Origin of the sequence: Nocardiopsis sp. CNS-639 (genome assembly GCF_000381685.1) — a bacterium.
GTDB classification, from domain to species: domain Bacteria; phylum Actinomycetota; class Actinomycetes; order Streptosporangiales; family Streptosporangiaceae; genus Nocardiopsis; species Nocardiopsis dassonvillei.
This window is the reverse complement of sequence record NZ_KB906858.1, coordinates 376,824-393,947: the sequence shown is the minus strand read 5'-3', so window position 1 is coordinate 393,947 and position 17,124 is coordinate 376,824. Positions and strand designations below refer to the sequence as shown.

Sequence of the window (17,124 nt, the reverse complement as noted above, 5' to 3'; positions counted from 1 at the left end):
CGCCGACGGGCGCGGAGGGGTCCGGCAGACCGGACCCCTCGCGTTCCCGGGGCCGCCGAGCGGCCCCAGCTGCCCTCGAAAGGCGCTGCCGTCACAGCAGTCCCGGCACCACCAGCACGCCCCAGGCGACCAGCGGGCCCACCACGACCACGATGCCGCTGTAGACGAGCATCTGGCGGTAGAAGCGGGACGGGTCCACCCCGGTCGCGTTGGCCAGCACCAGGGCGCCGTTGGTGGAGAAGGGGCTGACGTCGACGATGGTGGAGGAGATGGCCAGGGCCACGATCACGCCGGTCGCGCTGATGTCGCCCATGAGCAGGAACGGGATGGCCAGCGGGATGGTCGCGCCCAGGATCGCGGTCGAGGAGGCGAAGGCCGACACGACGGCGCCGATGTAGCACAGCAGCAGCGCCACCAGGAGCGGAGCGCCCAGGCTGGCCGCCCCGTCGCCGACGTACTCGATGGTCCCCGCGCTCTCCATGACGCCGACGAAGGTCAGCATGCCGGTGATCAGCAGGACCGTGGACCAGCTGATCTGGGAGAGTACGTTCTTCTGCGACTGCGGCGCGATCAGCGCCAGCACCACGCTGACGGTCAGGGCGACGAAGCCGACGTCCAGGCCCACGCCCAGGGCCAGGACGCCCAGCGCGACGATGCCCAGCAGGGTGGCGATCTGCTCGAACCGGACCGGGGTGCCCTCGGAGGCGGCCTCGCCGCTCCCGGCCGCCGCACTGCCGTCCGCCCCGCTCCCGGCGGAGGCGTCGGCGGGACCGCCGGTGGCCAGCGCGACCGATCCGGATCCCGAGCCGCCGGAGGTGCGGGCGGCCTCGGTGGCGGCCTCGGTCTCGTGCGCGCGGACGCCGAAGAGGCGGTTGCCGCCCAGCGAGACGAACAGGATCAACGCGATGCCCAGGTTGAAGACCAGGCTGCCGAGGAACAGCGTGATGGGGGATACCGAGAGCCCGCTGTCGGCGACGATCCCGTTCACCGTCACGCCGTAGACGCTGACCGGGGAGAAACCGCCCCCCTGGGCGCCGTGGACCACCATCATGCCCATCAGCAGCGGGTTGATCCGGTACCGGGCGGCGAAGCTCAGCGCGATCGGCGCGACGATCGCCACGGCCGCCGGACCGAGCGCGCCCACACCCGTCAGCACGGCGGAGATGCCGAACATGATCCACGGGATCGCGGCCACCCGGCCGCCGACCATGCGGGTGGCGCCGCGTACGAGCAGGTCGATCGTGCCGTTGTTCTTCGCGATGGCGAAGAGGTAGGTGACACCGACCAGGGTGAGGAAGAGGTCGGCGGGGAACCCGCCGAGGACCGCGTCGGCGTCCATCCCGAGGACCAGGAGCCCGACCATGAAGGCCGCGACGAAGGCCAGCGCGCCGATGTTGATCGGCAGGACGGTGGCGATGACGAACATCGCCAAAAGGACGAGGATGGTGAGAAGCTGAGGGGTCATGACATACCGATCAGAGGGACAGTTAGGACTGTGATCTGGGCCATAAGGCTAGTGGCCTAGCCAATAGGCCTTTAGGTCTCCTGTCAAGTCCTCCGGCCGTACGATCCCCGCTCCCGGCGCTGGAAACCCCCTCTATTCAGGTCGGCACGTTCCACGAGGTGAGCACCCGGCGGCCGTGCTCATGGCCCAGCGTGCTCACCGTGGCCGTCTCCAGCCGGAACAGCGCCCCCTCGGCGGGCGGCAGGCCCAGCCAGCGCGCGGTGAGCACCCGCAGGACGTGGCTGTGCGCCACCAGCACCACGTCGGCCCCTCCCCCGCCGTCGAGCAGGGGCGTCAGCCGGTCCAGGACCCGGTCGACGCGCTCCCCCACCTGTTCCACGCTCTCCCCCGGATGCCCCGGGCCGCCCGGCACGATCCCGTCGTGCCACAGGTACCAACCGGGTCGTCCGACCTGGATGTCGGCGGTGGTGATCCCCTCGTAGCCGCCGTAGTCCCACTCGGTCAGGTCGGGGTCGGTCTCGTCCACGCGCAGCCCGGCCAGTTCGGCGGTGCGCGCGGCCCGCCGCAGCGGGCTGGTCACCACCCGCCCGACCTCGCGCGCGGCCAGCAGTGGGCGCAGCGCCCGCGCCTGCCGCTCCCCCTCCTCGGTCAGGGGGATGTCGGTGAGTCCGGTGTGGCGCCGCGTACGGCTCCACTCGGTCTGTCCGTGCCTGATCAGCACCATGTCGCCCATGGCTCTCTTCCTGCCCCGGGAGGGGACGGCAAACTCCTGCGCCCCGGCCGTGAGCCCGGGGCGCGAATCCGCCGGACGCCGGACACGGCGGAGCTTTCGTCGCTACGCTCCTGACCATGACGCAGCACACCGCCACCAGCGACGTGCGGGATCCCCTTCCCGACGAGATCCCCCAGCCCCGTTTCCACCGGCCCAACGAGGACCTGGCCGCGGCCATGGAGTGCGCGCGCTGCAAGGAGCAGGGCATCAGCGTGCCGCCGGGGGGCGCGCCCGAGCGGCTGACCAACTCCGAGGCGAAGAAGGCCAAGAAGGCGAGGAAGCGCGCTCTGGAGGAGGCCAGGCGCAGGCCCCAGGAGAAGATCCCGGCCGACCGCAGGCGCGTGCCGCGGATGGGCCCCCACCACGCGGAGTTCTTCCGCGAGCTGTGGGAGCGCGTGGCCTCCGAGGGCGCGGGCTCCTCCCCCGACAGCCGCCTGCTCGCCCTCACCTTCACCCTGCGGGGCGCGCTGAAGGGCTGGGCGAACTTCACCGGCCAGGACCTGCGCATCCTGCGCCTGGAGGACGCCCACGCCGCCCTGAGCGACCTGACCTCCTCGGGGTGGCTGGGCACGACGCCGGAGACGGTGATCGAGTCCGACGCCGCGAACCCGGCCCGGTGCGCCCTGCCGAGCCTGGACGGCAACACCTGGAAGCTGGGCAACGGCGTCCGGTCGCGGGCCTCGGGCTGGCTCTCGCGCACCCTCGCCCACAAGAAGATGCGCAAGAAGCCCAACCGGCTCCGGCTCGTGGGGGCCTACCTGGCCCTGTGGGCCGAGCCCGACGGCCGGATCCGCGTCCCGGCCGCGGACATCGTGGACTCCTGCGCCCTGTCCGGCACCGACGAGCTGGCGGAGCTGCTGGCGTGGCTGACGGAGATCTCCTGGGTCGAGGGCCTGGGCGTGGACGGCGGCGCCGTGGTGGCCTCCCTCACCGAGGTCACCCTGCCGCTGGCCTACGTGCCCCTCCCGGAACCGACGCCGCCGGACACCGCACCGGCGACCACGCCGCTGGACGTGCCCGTGGCCGACCGCGCCCGTGAGCTGGTCTCGGGCCGCGGGGAGCGGGTGGCCCGCTGGGTGGACGGCTACCGGGAGGAGCACGGGCACGGCCCCAGCTGGTCGGCGGTGGCCGGGGCCTTCGGGTGGCCGCCGCGCCAGGCGCCCGACCACGACGTCACCCACGAGGCGTTCCGCCTGCTGGCCGAGGACGGCTGGCTGACCGGTTTCGGGGTGCCCTTCGGACTGCGCTCGGGGCCGGGCGGCCCGGCGGCGGGCTGATCCGGCGCGCGGGCGGGGCGTCGCGGGGCGCTCCGCCCGGGCCCGCCCCTAACCCGCGGCGTCGGACAGCAGGTCGGGGCAGTCGCCGCCGGGCTCGGTGAGCAGTTCGAAGTGCCACATCTCGTTGGCGTAGACCTGGCACAGCCCGTAGGCCGAACCGCGGCGGACGACCCAGTCGGCGGCGTCGGTGGGGCCGATGTCGATCGCCTCCCCGGTCACGTGCCTGGACTCCTCCGGGGTGCTGACCAGCCTCCTGGCCTCCTCGCGGGAGCCGTGGTCGAGGACGGCCTGGTCGAGCAGGTGCCGCTGGTACTCCCCGCTGCGCCAGCCCGACGTGACGTGGAGGACGATCCCGTCCTCCAGGGCGTCGCGGGACGCCTCCCGCACGGCCTCCAGCAGCGCGCCGTCCAGGCGGGCGATCGAGGGGTAGTGCGTGTCGAAGGCGGTGACCGACAGGTCGTCCGGAAGGGCGCCGTCCTCAGCGGTGAAGGCCGCCTCCTCCCGTTCCGGCACCAGCACGTTCACCGACCAGGCCGCCAGCGCGAGGGCCGCCGCGGCGCGCAGGGCCGCGGCCAGCCGGTACCGGGGCCGCCATCCGCGGCCGGGCGGACCGCCGCCGGGGGGCTCCCGGCCGGGTTCTCGGCGGGGAGGCCCTCCAGCGTCTCCCGTTTCGTCACTGCGCTCATCCTTCACCTTCCGGGCATCGCGTGCGCGATGTGTGGGGTCCTCGTCGCCCCCGAGTGAAGTACGAGCGGTGTTGCACGGATGTGTCGTTTTCCGGCACGGCCCCGGGGGCCTTCGGAAGAAGTCCACCGGGGCCGTGCCGGGGCCGCTCAGGCGTCGGCGTCCTCCAACAGGGTTCCGGCCGAGGACAGCGGGGCGAACCGGCTGGGGGTGATGCCCAGCAGTTGCGCGGCCAGCTCCTCGTTGCCGGAGAACCCGGCGTCGGCGTCGATGGTCTGGGCGCCGTCCCAGAGCATGAGCATCGCCGAGACGGTGTGCGCCCCCTTGTCGTGGTGCATGTCGTAGTGGGCGGCCATGGGCACGCTGTCGTAGTGCACCCACAGGTCGTGCCCGGTCATGAACATGTCCAGGTCGAAGGTGACCGTCAGCCCCATGAGCTCGGGCTTGTAGCGGTCGTCGATCCCGGCGAAGGCCTCGTCCAGGGCCACCATCCGGGGGCAGGTGGGCGCGGCCGAGGTGTACAGGGCGTTGGCGGCGGCGAACAGCGGCAGGTGGATCGCGGCGGACTTCTCGCCGCCCGACATCTGCTCGTGCTTGTTCCTGGTGAGCTTGACCTCCTCCTGGCCCGGCACGGCCAGACGCAGCTCGAACCGGTACCAGGTGCGGTAGTCCAGCACCGCCGACAGGACCTGCTTGTAGGTGGCGCGCGGGTGGGCGGCGTGGTGCTCGCGGATCATCTCCCGCAGGACCTCGCGCAACCGGGTCAGCCCCGAGGCGCCCAGCTCGTCGGTGTCGCGCCGGACCAGGCGGGCGGCGGTGGCCTGGTGCTCGGTGACGCGGTCGGAGCGGCTCCAGCGGATGCCGATCCGGGTGCCCGAGGACATGGGCCGCGAACGGGTGTCGCGGTCCATGCTGACGACCAGGTCGCGGGCCACCCGCACCCGCTCGTGGATCTGCTGGGCGATCCCGGTGAGCAGTTCGTCCTCCAGCACCCCGCGCTCCTCCTCGCGCAGGAGCGCGCCCTGCTCCTCGACGCGTTCGGCGATGACGCGGGCGAAGGCGGAGACGGGGTTGCGGCCGGTCTCGTCGTTGACGAACACGGTGATGACGCCGCTGACCCCGAGTTCGTGGTCGACCCGGTAGCCCTCGGCGTCGCCGCCCAGGGTGTCCTGGAAGGCGCGCAGGGCGTTGGAGATGCGCGTGGAGACGGACTTGAGGTCGCCGTCGGTGACCGCGGCCCCTGAGCCGACGGCGGCGGTGAACGCGTCGAGCAGCTCCGCGGCGCGGCCGGGCAGGACCGCGCGCACGGCGGCCTCCGGGTCGTCCGGGGCCGCGGCCAGGACCTGTTCGGCGGCCTCCTGGGGGGCGGGCCAGGAGCGCCGGTCCGGCCAGGCGTGCGCGGTGTCCACGCCCAGGGTGGCGCGCAGGTCGGGGTGGGTGAGGGCGGCGAAGGCGTCGGCCTGCTCGAACAGCGCGGCGAGGGAGTCGGTGAGGGCCCGCTGCCCGCCCTCCAGCTTCTCGTCGGCCCGGATCATGGCCTCGTGGGCGGCCGCGGCCTCCTTCTGGGCGCCCTGGTGCTCCTCACGGACCCGGTGCAGCTCCTCCTTGACCTGTTCGAGCTCGGCCATGAGCTCGCGGACCGGGGCGTCGATGCCCTCCTGCTTGGCGGCCAGCTCGGCCGCGGCGCGCTCGTGCTCGCGGGTGCGCTCCTCGTGGCGTTCGCGGTCCTCCTCCAGCCGTGCGCGCAGGCGGTCCAGGGTCTCCTTCCGGCCGTCCAGGTCGACGGTGTACCGGTCGACCTCTGCGCGGGCGGTGTGCAGGCGGCGCGCGGTCTCCAGGAAGTCGTCCACGGCGCGGGCGACCGCGTCCACCGCCTCGGGCTGGGCTGGCATGGCGCGTTCGGCGGCCACCGCGCGCACCTGGTGGCGGTGGGCGTCGACCTCGGCGACCGCGGCGTCCAGGTCGCGGCGGCGCTCCTCGCTCTCGGCCCGCGCCGAGGCCAGGAGGGTGGACTGCTGGTCGACCCGGCGCACGGCCCGGTCGATCGTGGCGGTCTCGGGCAGGGCGGCGCGGGCCCGGGTGAAGGCCTTGAGGAGTTCGCCCGCCCGGTCGAGCTGTTCGGCGACCCGGACACGCCGCTCGTCGAGTTCGGCGATGCGGGCGTCGCACTCGGCCAGGCGTTCGCGGCGGCGGTGGGCGCGGTTGGTGGCGCCGATGAACTCGGGGGCGGCCTTGGGGCTGACGCCCACCAGCATCCCCTGGGCGAACCGCGCGCCGGTGCCGACGGTGTGCACCGCCGCTCCCCCGGCCCCCGTGGCGTCGGCGGCGCCCCCGGCACCGGCCGCCCCGAGGAACTGGACGGTGTCCGCGGCCCCGGCCGAACCCTCGCTGTCGCGGACCAGGCGCACCGACGCCAGGACGCGGGCGATGACGTGCTCGGGGACCCGGTCCTGCCGCTCGGGCACCAGCACGTCGGCCAGGGTGGGCCCCTCGGGCGCGGCCGTGCCCTCGGCGGGCAGCAGGTAGGCGTCGGCCCCGCCCGAGGCGAGCGCGGCGCGGGTGGCGTCGGCGTCGGGGTGCACCCAGGCGGTGAGCAGGCCCGCACCGTACAGGGCGCCCTCGACGGCGGCGGCCTCGTCGTCGCCGACCGCGTCGGCGAAGCGGACCAGCTGCCACAGCGGGGCGCCGGGGCGCCCCTCGCGGGAGGCGGTGCGCAGCGCGTCGGCGGGCGGGGCGTCGTCGCGTTCGGCGGCGATGTCCGCGCGCTCGCGGGTGAGGCGGTCGATCTCGGCGCCGAGCCGGTCCCGGTCGGTCTCCAGGGTGCGCGTGTGCGCGGCGGCGTCCAAGCGCTGCTGGTCGGTGTGCTCGCCGTAGACCTCCGACACCGTGGGAGTGCCGGGGCGTCCCACGCCCTCCAGGGCCTCGGTCAGGGCCGCGACGCAGGCGGCGTCGGTGACCGGGGCGGGCCCCTCGACCCAGTGCGCGGCCCAGGCGGTGAGCGCGTCGGCGGCACCGGCGCGGGCCGCGGCCAGGTCGTCGGCCGCGCGGGCGCACTCCGCCTCGCCGCGTCCGAGCCTGTCCTCGGCCTGGGCGAAGGCCCGTTCGGCGGCGCCGCGCGCGGTCTCGGCGCGGGCGAGTTCGGCGAGGCGCTCGCGGACGGCGGCCACGTCGGCGCGGCGGGCGGTCGCGCGCGCCCGCGCGGTGGCGGACAGGTCGTCGCCGGTGTCGGCGGGACCCTCCCCGTCGTGGTCGAGCCCGGCCTGTGCGGCGTTCTCGGCCAGCTCCGCGGCCAGCTCACCGGTGCGCGCCCGCCCGTGTTCGAGGTCGGCGGCGACCCGGTCGGCCTCACGCTGGAGTGCGGTGACCTCCCCGGCCTGGTCGTCCAGTCTGGCCCGCTGTTCGGCCAGGGCGCGGGCGGTCTCGGCGCTGTGCGCGCGTTCGATCTCCAGGGCGGCGTGGCTGCGGAAGGCCTCGTGCGCCTCCAGACCGCCCCTGCGCGCGGCGAGCCGACGGATCCGGGCGTCGTGCTCCTCGGCCCGGCCGGTGGCGGCGGCGTGCGCGAGCGTGGCCCGCTCGCGGGTGTCGCGGGCCTCGGCGATGGCGCGGGCCTGCTCGGCGGTCTGCCCGGCGGCGGTGTGCACGCGGGCCAGGCGGTGGCGGGCGTGGGCGGTGAGGTAGGCGGCGTACTCCCCGACGAAGGCCGTGGTCGCGGCGTGCGCCGTGCTGGCCTGGTCGAAGCGGCGCTGGACGGCGGCCAGGTTGGTGAAGTCGCGGGCGGCCTGGTCGAGGAGTTCCTCGTCCAGGGGGCTCAGGCCGCTGGTGAGGGTCTCGGAGACCTTCTCGGGGTCCAGGTCCTTGGCCAGCAGCGGGCGGCGCAGCGCCAGGAGCAGGTCGAGCAGCTGGACGTAGCGCTCGCCCAGGCCGAACAGGCGCGCGTCCACGGCGCGGCGGTAGTCGGCCGCGGTGGAGCGGAAGGCGTCCTCGCCGAGCACCCCCTTGAGCTGCCGCTCGGTGAGCGGGCGGCCGTCGGTGGCGAGCAGGCCGAAGTCCACGCCCAGGCGCTGGTCGGTGACGAAGAAGGAGGGGGTCACGCCGTCGCGGTGGCGGTGCGCGCGCAGGCCGATGACCAGGGTGACCGTCTCGGTCCCCTCCCCCGGTCCGATGCGGGCGAACTCCATCCACACGTACCCGTACTCGGAGTCCTGGCCGCGGTAGAGCAGGTTGGACTTCATGGTGCGGTTCTGGCCGCTGAAGGGGTCCAGGCGGCGGGCGTCGGTGTACCCGTCCAGGATGAACGGGAAGAGCACCTCAAGCGCCTTGGTCTTGCCCGAGCCGTTGTGTCCGCGCAGGACGAGGCGCCCGTCGGCGAACACGAACTCCTCGTCGACGTAGTCCCAGACGTTGATCACGCCGGCGCGGCTGGGCCGGAATCGGTCGCTCCTGGGGGACATTACTTTCCTTCCGCGGAGGTGGAGGCGGCTACGGGGGCGGTGTCGGGCGAGGGGTCGGAGGAGACGGGTTCTCCCAGCAGGGGTCCGGGCAGCCCCAGGGGCAACTGCCCCCCGTCGGCGCGCTCGGGCAGCGCGCCCTGGATGTTGCGGTAGCGGGAGGCGGCGGGGAGCACCAGGGCGCCGCCGGGGACCGGTCTGATGAGGGAGAGTTCGGCGAGCAGGGTCAGGGCGGCGTCCAGCAGGCCGTAGGGGTCCTGCTGCCAGGCTCCGCCGAAGGAGGAGGCGCCGAACTCCGCGTAGAGCTCGTGGATCATGGTCTCCCACCGGCCGCGCTCGACCAGGGGGACCTCCAGCAGCGCCGCGGCCTCCTCCCGCTCCCCGGCGGGCTCCACGGTCCAGGCCAGGTCGGCCACGACGCCGTCGCGGGGCAGACCGGCGTCCACGAGCTGGACGAGTTCGGCCTGGTCGTCGGCGTGCGGGGGCACCTGGAGCCGGACCAGCGCGGCCAGGGAGGTCTCCAGCAGGTCGGCCACCTTGGCCAGCAGCAGCCCGGCGGTGCGGTTGACCGCCCCGCCCCGGCCCGGGAAGGGCCGGTCGGTGAAGGTGCCCGCCGGGTCGGCCAGCAGGACGCCCTCGGCGCGGCGCTCGACGCTGAGCCCGGTGGCGCGGACCAGGTCCTCGGCCACGCCCCGGCCGCGCAGGACCGCGGCCACGGCCGGTTCGACGTCGGCGTAGTACACGACCGGCCGTTCCACCAGGAGCCGCCGCGCCCGCCGGGCCGCCTGCTCGCGCGGCGAGGCCTCGGTGAGCGGGTCGGCGAGCAGCCCGGCGACGCTGCCCAGGTGCTGGACCGGGCGCGCCGGACGGAACAGCAGCTCGCACACCTCGTGGTCGATGTCGAACAGGGCGTCGCCCTGCTCGCCGCCCGCCGCCCACGCCTCCAGGGACCCGTCGGACAGGTGGAGCGCCCCGCGGTCCACCAGCCAGTGGGCGACGTCGACCAGCGCGGCCTTGTGGGCGCCGTCGGTGGGGTCGTAGCCCAGCCCGGCGACGGCGTTGGCCCCGGGGGTGAACCGGGCGACCAGATCGGCGAGGCTGATCTCGATCTGGGAGCGCTGGAAGGCGGCCAGGACCAGGCACAGGTAGGCGAGTCTGCGCCGGTCGAAGGGCTTGCCCCGGCGCGAGAAGGTCTGGCGCTGGGTGGGGTCCAGGGCGTCGAGTTCGCGGACCAGGCGCACGTGGTCGGTGGTGGCGACCAGGGTGTAGCCGAAGAGCCGCTCCAGGTCGGAGGCGAGTTCGTCGGCCCAGCGCAGCACCTGGTCCAGGACGCCGGGGCGCGGGCGCGCGGCGGTGATGAGGTCGCAGGTCAGGACGCGGCGCATGGCCTGCTGGTAGGAGCCCAGGTCGGCGGGTGCGACCGTGCGGGCGAAGAGTCGGGGCATCAGGTGTTCTTCGTTCGGGGCCGGTGGCCGGTGGCCTCCAGGCGCAGGCCCGGCAGGTGGATGCGGCCCTGGCTGGTGTGGACGGTGCTGCCCGCCGGGTCGGGGACCAGGCGGACCATGGTGCCGTCGCCCTCGCCGCTGGCCGAGGAAAGGCGTCCGGCGACGACGCTGCGCGACTCCAGGGCGCGGGTGACCAGGCGCAGCAGGACGCGGGTGTCGGTCTCGTCCAGGACCCGGCCGTGGGCGCCCAGGTCGACCAGGCGGGCCGCGGCCTCGCGTTCGGCGGTCCGGCCCGCGGCCTGCTGTCCGCGAAGGCGGGCCTGGGCGCCGGGGTTGCGCCGCACCGGCTTGGGCACGCCCGCGTTGGGGGCGTTGCCGCTGCGGAACAGGGTGACCGACACCTCCACGCCGGGGGCGTCCCACCAGGTCGTGTTGGGCGGGATCTGTTCCTCGTCGTCGTGGGCCGCGCCCAGGTGGCGGGCGGAGCGGACGTTGAAGGCGGCGCCCATGAGGGCGTGCGCGGCGCCGTCGTCGGGGGTGTGGAACACCCACTCGGCGAGGTGGCGCAGCTGGGTGGAGCGGTTGACCCCGCCGCGCTGGGCCTCGGTGATCTGGCGCAGCAGGGCGATGACGCCCGAGACGGCCGACCGGGTGGCCGCGTGGAGTTCGGCGGCCCGCGCGGGGATGGCGTCGTCGGAGGCGAACCAGGCGCGCAGGGCCCGCCAGCGGCGGCGCCAGTCGGCCAGGCGCTCGTCGCGCTCCATGAACAGGCGCTCGTCGGAGTCGGCGGCACGGGAGAGCAGCGTGGCCAGCCCGGTCTCCTCCACCTCGCGCACGGCGCGGTCCAGGCGGGGCAGGTAGCGGTCGAGTTCGGCCATGAAGTCGCTCATGTGCACCAGCAGGGCGTTCTTGTGGCGCAGGAAGATGTCCGGGGAGGTGTCGGTGGAGCGCAGGATCTCACCGAGGGTGACGTGGAACTGGGCGGAGCGGCGCCCCATGTCCTCCATGACCGCGTCCAGGCGCGCGAGCCTGCGGTAGACCTGTTCGGCCCGGCCGGTGCGGTTGGCCTCGGCCAGGGCGCGCAGGTCGTCCAGGACCTCGGAGAAGACCAGCCGGGACAGGTTGACGTCCTCGATGCGGGCGCCGAGCAGGTTCTCCACCGACTGGTAGGCGCGGTAGCCGAGTTCGCTGAACTGGTAGACCGACTGGCGGTTGCGGTAGCGCGCCAGGTTGCCCGCCCGCGAGGCGTCGTCGAAGCGGTGCACGACGCGGTCGGCGTGCAGCTCGTCCAGGCGGTCGCGCAGGCTCCGGTCGGGCACGGGCACCCCGTCGTGGGACCGGGCCAGCTCGCGCAGGGCCTCGGCGACGTCGTCGGGGGCCACCTGGACCTGGTGGACCTCGCGCAGGCGGTCCATGGCCCGCAGGATCCACAGGTAGGTGACGTGGTCGTCGCGACGGGTGAAGTTGAACAGACGGAACCGGTCGCTGACCGCGAGCGAGTCCATGTCGAGGGCTCTGCGTTCGACCACGGGCCGCCCCTTCGGTTGGTGTGCGCGTTGCCGGGGCGGACCTCGGACCGGTCGCGCCTCCCCCACTAACGCTAGGTGACCGAAGGGACGGTACACCCGTTTTCCACAGGCCCGGTTCGGGAGGAGGTCCGGTGCCCCGGCGAAAACCGCGTCCGGCGCCCGGACCGCCTCGCGTCACCGGAGCACCGGACCGGTCCCGGCCGCCGGGCCCCGCTCCGCCGCGGCCGGACCGGCGGGCGCGGTCGGCCGGGTCAGGACACCGTCTCGGCCTCCTCGGCCTCCCGTTCGGTGACGGCGTCCCCGCGCGACCTGCGACGGAGCACGAACAGGCCCGTGGCGAGGCTGGCCGCCAGGACCACGGCCATGATCGCCAGGAAGCCCACCGCTCCCACCTGCGGGCTGATGATCAGCGGGATGGCGGCCGCGGTGACCAGGCCGCCCCCGAAGAACGGTTCGAAGATCAGCTGCTTGTAGCCGAACGCCGGGTAGGCGGGCGACTTCATCTCCGGGTCGACGACGCGCATCAGCACCAGGCCCGTGGCGGTGACGCCGAGGGACTGGCCGAACTCGCCGATGCCCCGTTCGAACCAGTGGCTGGGCATCATCCGCGGCGCCAGGAACAGGAAGCCGCACAGCGACCACAGGATGCCCGCCACGGCGAGGACGGTGAAGGCGGCGAGGTTGTCGGCGATGGCCTGGAGCGAGAGGGTGGCCATCGCGGCGATGATGAGCACGTCCAGCGACAGGCCCTGGATCCGCTCGACGGTCCCGTGGTCCACCACGTCGTCGCGGTCGAAGCGGTCGATGAACACCTGGAGGACGATGCCGCCGATCATGGCCAGCGGGAACAGCGGCACGTAGGCCATGATCTCGATGGTGTCGGCCCACAGCATCCGCTCCAGCCACTGCAACCCCATGAGGATGAGCTGACCGATCAGCACGGCGAGGGCGACCAGCCCGAAGTGGAGCGTCATCGGGTCCATGGACGAGGGGTGGACGGTCATGGTCGAGCCCGCCGAGCGCTTGCCGGGTTCGACCAGCCCGGCCTGCTCGGTGTCGCTGCCGCGCGCGTCGTCGCTGATCACGTTGGACTTGCCGCGGCGCACGCCCCAGTTGATGAGGACGATGCCGACGATGATCCCCGACAGCAGTCCGACGGTGGCCATGCCCAGGGCCAGGTCCTGCCCCGCGGCCCAGCCCGCCTGCTCGAAGGTGTCGCCCAGCCCCGCCGCGGTCCCGTGCCCGCCGAGGAATCCGATCTCGATCAGGGCCCCGGAGACGACCGGCACGCCGAACAGGGGTGCGAGCACCAGCAGGGCGAGCACCAGGCCGATCACGTACTGGCCGCTGGCCATGGTGACGCCGAAGGCGAGGTTGGGGCCCGCCAGGGAGGCGGCCTCGCGCAAGCGCGGCAGGGGCTTGCCGAGGAAGAGGCTGGCGAAGACCACCGAGATCAGCAGGCCGGGCAGGGCCGACCAGACCGCCATCACGTCGGTGCCGAAGAGTCCGCCCTCGGCCGCGCGCTCGGCGAAGCCCCCACCGACGCCCCGGTCGGCCAGCCAGCCCATGAGGCGCCCGAACACGTCGGGGCCCAGGAGCAGTGCGACACCGCCGCCGATGATCGACGCGGGCAGGTAGAGCCTCTGCGTCAGCTTCCACCTGACCCGTACCAGCTTCGCTGTCAGCAGCAGCACTCCCAGCAGCAGGAGTGCGAGGCCGACGGTCTCAGGGCTCATCCTCTACCTCTCGTGTGTCGGTTCCGCGAGCGCGTGCGCACCCGGACACGAGCGGGTCGGGGGCGGCACGCCTCGGATCGGCGCCGTGGCGGGGAGGTAGGGGGCAGAGCGCCACGGCTCGGGTGACCGTGTCGTCACGATCACCCGCGGCATCCTACACACGCCGTAGTGGTGTCGAACACGGACTCAACGTGACCGAAGCGGACGCGGTACACGGGTGAGCTCACACCGCGCGGGCCGCGACGACCGGGGCCGCCGACGCTTTCCGCCTGCGACAGGACCCGAACACGGTTCACGGACGGCTCTGTGGCGGCCGCGGAGGCGGGGCGTCCACCGTCGGGGCCCGGTCCGCCCTATCCGAGCCGGCCCGCCCAGCGGTCCGCCGCCGGGATGGGAAGTGTCACCCGGAGTCCGCGGGCGGCCGCGAGCCCCGTCCGCCACCGCCCTTCCATCTTTCCATTGACAAGTTCCACCGGAAGGGGGAATATTGCCAGTGGAAAGATTGCGGGGACGGGAGAACACACCGGGAGGAAGCAACCATGGAACCGCTCATCGCCCTCGTCGGCGTCACGGCGCTGCTGCTCGCCCTCGGCGCGGCGGGCGTGCGTCCGCTGCGCTCCTGGCCGCTGGCCCTGCGGGGCGGGATCGCGGCCATGTTCACCCTGACCGGGGTGTCGCACTTCGTGGGCATGCGCGAGGACCTGATCGCGATGGTCCCGCCCGCGCTGCCCGCCCCCGCCCTGCTGGTCACCGTCACGGGCGTCCTCGAACTGGCCGGGGCGGCGGGGATCCTGTGGGCGCGCACCTCGCCCTGGGCCGCGGCCGGACTCAGCGCCCTGCTGGTGGTCATGTTCCCGGCCAACGTGTACGCGATCACCGCCGGGACGGTCGCCGGGACGACCGAGAGCCTGCCGGTGCGCACCGCCATGCAGGCGGTGTTCCTGGCGGCGACGCTCGCCGTGCTGGTCCACCACCTGCGCGCCCGGCGGCGCGCGGCGCCGGACGTCCCCGCGCGGGCGCCCCGCGCCGGGACCGCCGCGTGAGCCGCCCGGCGGCAGGGCACAGGTCGGCCCCCGCGTACGCCCCGGGGCGTACGCGGGGGCCCTCACGCGTTTGTGTGTAGGGTGGCCGCGGACCGGTGCCGACACGGGGAGACGGTGGGATGGGCCTGTTCGCCATCAGCGACCTGCACGTACGGCACGGTGACAACCGCGCCTTCACCGAGGGGCTGCGCCCGGAGTCCGACGACGACTGGCTCCTGGTGGCCGGGGACGTCGCCGACACCGGCGAGGAAGTCCTCTGGGCGATGGAAATGCTGGCCGACCGGTTCGCCACCGTGGTCTGGGTTCCGGGCAACCACGACCTGTGGACCACGCCCAAGGACCCCGTCCAGCTGCGCGGGGAGGCGCGCTACCGGCACCTGGTCGAGGGCCTGCGCGGACTGGGCGTGCACACCCCCGAGGACCCCTACCCGGTGTGGCCGGGGCCCCAGGGGCCGGTCGCGGTGGCCCCCCTGTTCGTGCTGTACGACCACACCTTCCGGCCCGAGGGGACGCACACCAAGGAGGAGGCGCTGGCGGTCGCCCACGAGGCGGGCGTGGTGTGCACCGACGAGTACCTGCTGCACCCCGACCCCCACACCGGGCGCGACGCCTGGTGCCGCGCCCGCCTGGAGTACACGCGCGAGCGGCTGGACGCGCTGGACGCCGACCTGCCCACCGTGCTGGTCAACCACTTCCCGCTGGTACGCGAACCCACCCGGATCCTGCGCCACCCCGAGTTCGCCCAGTGGTGCGGGACCGAGGCCACTGCGGACTGGCACGTGCGCTACCGGGCGCGCGCCGTGGTCTACGGGCACCTGCACATCCCGCGCACGATCGTGGTCGACGGCGTGCCCCACGTGGAGGTCTCGCTGGGCTATCCCCGCGAGTGGGGCGCCCGTCCGCACCCGCCCGAGGGGCCGCGCCGCATCCTGTAGGCCCCGGGCGCGACGGCGGGGCGCTCCGTCCGTCGGCCGTCGCCGCCCGACCGGGAGCCCCGTGCCGGTCCCGCCCGCCCGGCTCCGCGTCCGGACCCCCTGTCCGGCCCCCGCCCGGGTACGCGGGACGGAAGCACGGCCCGCGGCGGCCGGGGACTACCAGCCCGCGTCGGGCGCCAGCTCGCGCACCGCGGGCAGCGCGGCGTCGAACACGGTCGCGAACCACGCCGAGACCGGGTGCTCCCCGCGCAGCCGCGCGAGCCCGTCCGGGTCCACGAACGCGGTCCCGGCGATCTCCCCGGGGTCGGGACGCAGGTCGTCGCGCACCAGGCCGACGAAGAGGTGGTTGTACTCCTGCTCCACCAGCCCGGAGACCGGGTCGGGGTGGTTGTAGCGCACGGTCCCGGCCTCGCGCATCAGCACGGGGGCCGCGCCCAGCTCCTCGCCGGTGCGCCGGGCGGCGGCCGCGAAGGGCGTCTCGCCGGGGTAGGGGTGGCCGCAGCAGGTGTTGGACCACACGCCCGGAGAGTGGTACTTGCCCAGGGCGCGGCGCTGGAGCAGCAGGCGGCCCCGCCCGTCCAGCAGGAAGACCGAGAAGGCCCGGTGCAGCCGCCCGGGGGGCAGGTGGGCGGAGAGCTTCTCCGCGGTGCCGATCGTCGCCCCGTCCTCGTCGACCAGTTCGAGCATGACCGGCCGCGCGGCGGGGTCGTCCTGGTCGGCGGCGGAGCGGTGGTCGGTGTCCGTTCTGGCGGTCATCGGTGTCCTTCGTGTTCGACATCGGGGTGCGGACGCTCGGAGGGGCGGCGCGGACACTGGCCGCGCCGCCCCTCCGGGAGGTTCAGACGCGGTCGGCCGCGATGAGCAGGTAGTGGAAGCTGTTCTCCTTGTAGGCGGTGAGGAAGGGCTCCTCGATGCCGGTGGCCACGGAGGACTTCGCGCGCAGCTCCCAGTAGGGGATCGTGGCCGCGGTGAGGTCCACGACCTCCATGGGGACGAGGCCGTTGGCGGCCATCGCCCGGAAGTACTCGCTCCGGGGGTGGATGTTGCAGGTGTAGTGCTCGTCGATGCGGCTGACCGCCTTGGAGCGGCCGCCGGTGACGTCGTTGTAGCAGCCGGTGATGGTGACGTAGCGGCCGCCGTACTCCAGCAGGCGGGCGTGCTCGCGGAAGAGCTCGAACAGGTCCACGTACATGGTGGACTCGTTGTTCCAGCTGGCGCGCAGGGAGCCCGTCTCGAAGCCGGTGTCGAGCATGTTGCGGAAGTGGAAGCGCACGCGGTCGGACACGCCCCGCTCCTCGGCCTGGGCGTTGGCGAAGGCGACCTGCTGCTCGGAGATGCTGATCCCGTCCACGTGGCAGCCGAAGCGCTGGTTGGCCATGAAGCTGGTGCCGCCGCGGCCGGAGCCGGTGTCCATGATCCGGTCGCCGGGCGCGACCGGGCCCAGGTAGTCCAGCAGCACGTTGGCCTGCGCGGTCTCCAGGCGGTGCATCTCCTGGATGATGCGCTCGTCGCGGGTCTCCTCCGGCCCCTCCAGCACGGACGGGTCGTAGTCGCCGACCCCGTAGTGGTGGTGGTAGAGGCCGTCGACCTCGCCGAGGCGGATGTTGACGGGGTCCTTCTCGGCGTTCCAGTACGCCGCCACGGACTCCTGGTAGGCGGTGCGCAGGACGTCGGACGATCGGCTGAGGGTCTCGGTCATCGCGGAGGAACTCCTTGTCGTGGTGTGTCGGTCCGGACCGGCCCGTGCTCGGGGCCGGGCCGGTCCGCTGCGGAGGGAGGGGCCGCGCCGG

The 17,124-nt window shown here is 74.1% G+C and carries 12 protein-coding genes; 3 read left to right on the top strand and 9 right to left on the bottom strand.

All coding sequences use genetic code 11. The annotated features are described in order from the left end of the window. Positions 1-91: 91 nt before the first annotated feature. Together G011_RS0110980 and G011_RS0110975 are read right to left on the bottom strand one after the other, a co-directional pair. Positions 92-1,465 carry an SLC13 family permease gene (locus tag G011_RS0110980; RefSeq protein ID WP_026338209.1) on the bottom strand — a complete coding sequence of 458 codons (1,374 nt, stop codon included), beginning with the start codon at positions 1,463-1,465 and terminating at the stop codon, positions 92-94. Positions 1,466-1,601: 136 nt separating this feature from the next. Then, entirely contained in the window at positions 1,602-2,198 is a 597-nt protein-coding gene (locus G011_RS0110975) for a histidine phosphatase family protein (RefSeq protein WP_019608520.1), read from the bottom strand. A 116-nt stretch (positions 2,199-2,314) separates the two neighbouring features. Here G011_RS0110975 and G011_RS0110970 point away from each other — a divergent pair, with 116 nt between their 5' ends. Beyond that, positions 2,315-3,514: a hypothetical protein gene (locus G011_RS0110970; RefSeq protein ID WP_019608519.1), complete on the top strand. Its 1,200-nt coding sequence runs from the start codon at positions 2,315-2,317 to the stop codon at positions 3,512-3,514. Positions 3,515-3,562: 48 nt separating this feature from the next. Here G011_RS0110970 and G011_RS0110965 read toward each other — a convergent pair whose 3' ends face one another. The 5 genes from G011_RS0110965 to G011_RS0110945 form a co-directional block, all read right to left on the bottom strand. Beyond that, a complete protein-coding gene (locus G011_RS0110965; RefSeq protein ID WP_019608518.1) occupies positions 3,563-4,207 on the bottom strand; it encodes a M15 family metallopeptidase in 645 nt (214 codons plus the stop codon). A 140-nt stretch (positions 4,208-4,347) separates the two neighbouring features. Further along, the gene (locus G011_RS0110960; protein ID WP_019608517.1) at positions 4,348-8,649 is read right to left on the bottom strand and encodes a TIGR02680 family protein; all 4,302 of its coding nucleotides are present in this window, start codon (positions 8,647-8,649) and stop codon (positions 4,348-4,350) included. After that, on the bottom strand, positions 8,649-10,091 hold the full coding sequence (locus G011_RS0110955) for a DUF2398 family protein (protein ID WP_019608516.1): 1,443 nt from the start codon (positions 10,089-10,091) through the stop codon (positions 8,649-8,651). Before G011_RS0110955 ends, G011_RS0110960 begins: the two co-directional genes overlap by 1 nt. Further along, positions 10,091-11,620: a TIGR02677 family protein gene (locus G011_RS0110950; protein ID WP_019608515.1), complete on the bottom strand. Its 1,530-nt coding sequence runs from the start codon at positions 11,618-11,620 to the stop codon at positions 10,091-10,093. Before G011_RS0110950 ends, G011_RS0110955 begins: the two co-directional genes overlap by 1 nt. Before the next feature lie 251 nt (positions 11,621-11,871). Beyond that, complete coding sequence (locus G011_RS0110945; protein WP_019608514.1) at positions 11,872-13,356, bottom strand: sodium/glutamate symporter; 1,485 nt, start codon at positions 13,354-13,356, stop codon at positions 11,872-11,874. A 539-nt stretch (positions 13,357-13,895) separates the two neighbouring features. On the opposite strand from G011_RS0110945, the gene G011_RS0110940 reads away from it, so the two are divergent. Together G011_RS0110940 and G011_RS0110935 are read left to right on the top strand one after the other, a co-directional pair. After that, on the top strand, positions 13,896-14,399 hold the full coding sequence (locus tag G011_RS0110940; protein ID WP_019608513.1) for a DoxX family membrane protein: 504 nt from the start codon (positions 13,896-13,898) through the stop codon (positions 14,397-14,399). 119 nt (positions 14,400-14,518) lie between these two features. Further along, positions 14,519-15,334, top strand: a complete 816-nt coding sequence (locus tag G011_RS0110935) for a metallophosphoesterase (protein ID WP_019608512.1) — start codon at positions 14,519-14,521, stop codon at positions 15,332-15,334. Between the two features lie 156 nt (positions 15,335-15,490). Here G011_RS0110935 and idi read toward each other — a convergent pair whose 3' ends face one another. Then, positions 15,491-16,090 (bottom strand): isopentenyl-diphosphate Delta-isomerase, encoded by a 600-nt coding sequence (idi, locus tag G011_RS0110930; RefSeq protein WP_019608511.1) that lies wholly within the window; start codon positions 16,088-16,090, stop codon positions 15,491-15,493. Positions 16,091-16,172: 82 nt separating this feature from the next. After that, on the bottom strand, positions 16,173-17,033 hold the full coding sequence (locus G011_RS0110925) for a geranyl diphosphate 2-C-methyltransferase (protein ID WP_013153643.1): 861 nt from the start codon (positions 17,031-17,033) through the stop codon (positions 16,173-16,175). Between the last annotated feature and the right edge of the window lie 91 nt (positions 17,034-17,124).

Excerpts from the sequence above, each read along its gene's own strand:
- G011_RS0110980 (WP_026338209.1), bottom strand. The coding sequence starts at position 1,465 with ATGACCCCTCAGCTTCTCACCATCCTCGTCCTTTTGGCGATGTTCGTC.
- G011_RS0110975 (WP_019608520.1), bottom strand. The coding sequence starts at position 2,198 with ATGGGCGACATGGTGCTGATCAGGCACGGACAGACCGAGTGGAGCCGT.
- G011_RS0110970 (WP_019608519.1), top strand. The coding sequence starts at position 2,315 with ATGACGCAGCACACCGCCACCAGCGACGTGCGGGATCCCCTTCCCGAC.
- G011_RS0110960 (WP_019608517.1), bottom strand. The coding sequence starts at position 8,649 with ATGTCCCCCAGGAGCGACCGATTCCGGCCCAGCCGCGCCGGCGTGATC.
- G011_RS0110955 (WP_019608516.1), bottom strand. The coding sequence starts at position 10,091 with ATGCCCCGACTCTTCGCCCGCACGGTCGCACCCGCCGACCTGGGCTCC.
- G011_RS0110945 (WP_019608514.1), bottom strand. The coding sequence starts at position 13,356 with ATGAGCCCTGAGACCGTCGGCCTCGCACTCCTGCTGCTGGGAGTGCTG.
- G011_RS0110940 (WP_019608513.1), top strand. The coding sequence starts at position 13,896 with ATGGAACCGCTCATCGCCCTCGTCGGCGTCACGGCGCTGCTGCTCGCC.
- G011_RS0110935 (WP_019608512.1), top strand. The coding sequence starts at position 14,519 with ATGGGCCTGTTCGCCATCAGCGACCTGCACGTACGGCACGGTGACAAC.
- idi (WP_019608511.1), bottom strand. The coding sequence starts at position 16,090 with ATGACCGCCAGAACGGACACCGACCACCGCTCCGCCGCCGACCAGGAC.
- G011_RS0110925 (WP_013153643.1), bottom strand. The coding sequence starts at position 17,033 with ATGACCGAGACCCTCAGCCGATCGTCCGACGTCCTGCGCACCGCCTAC.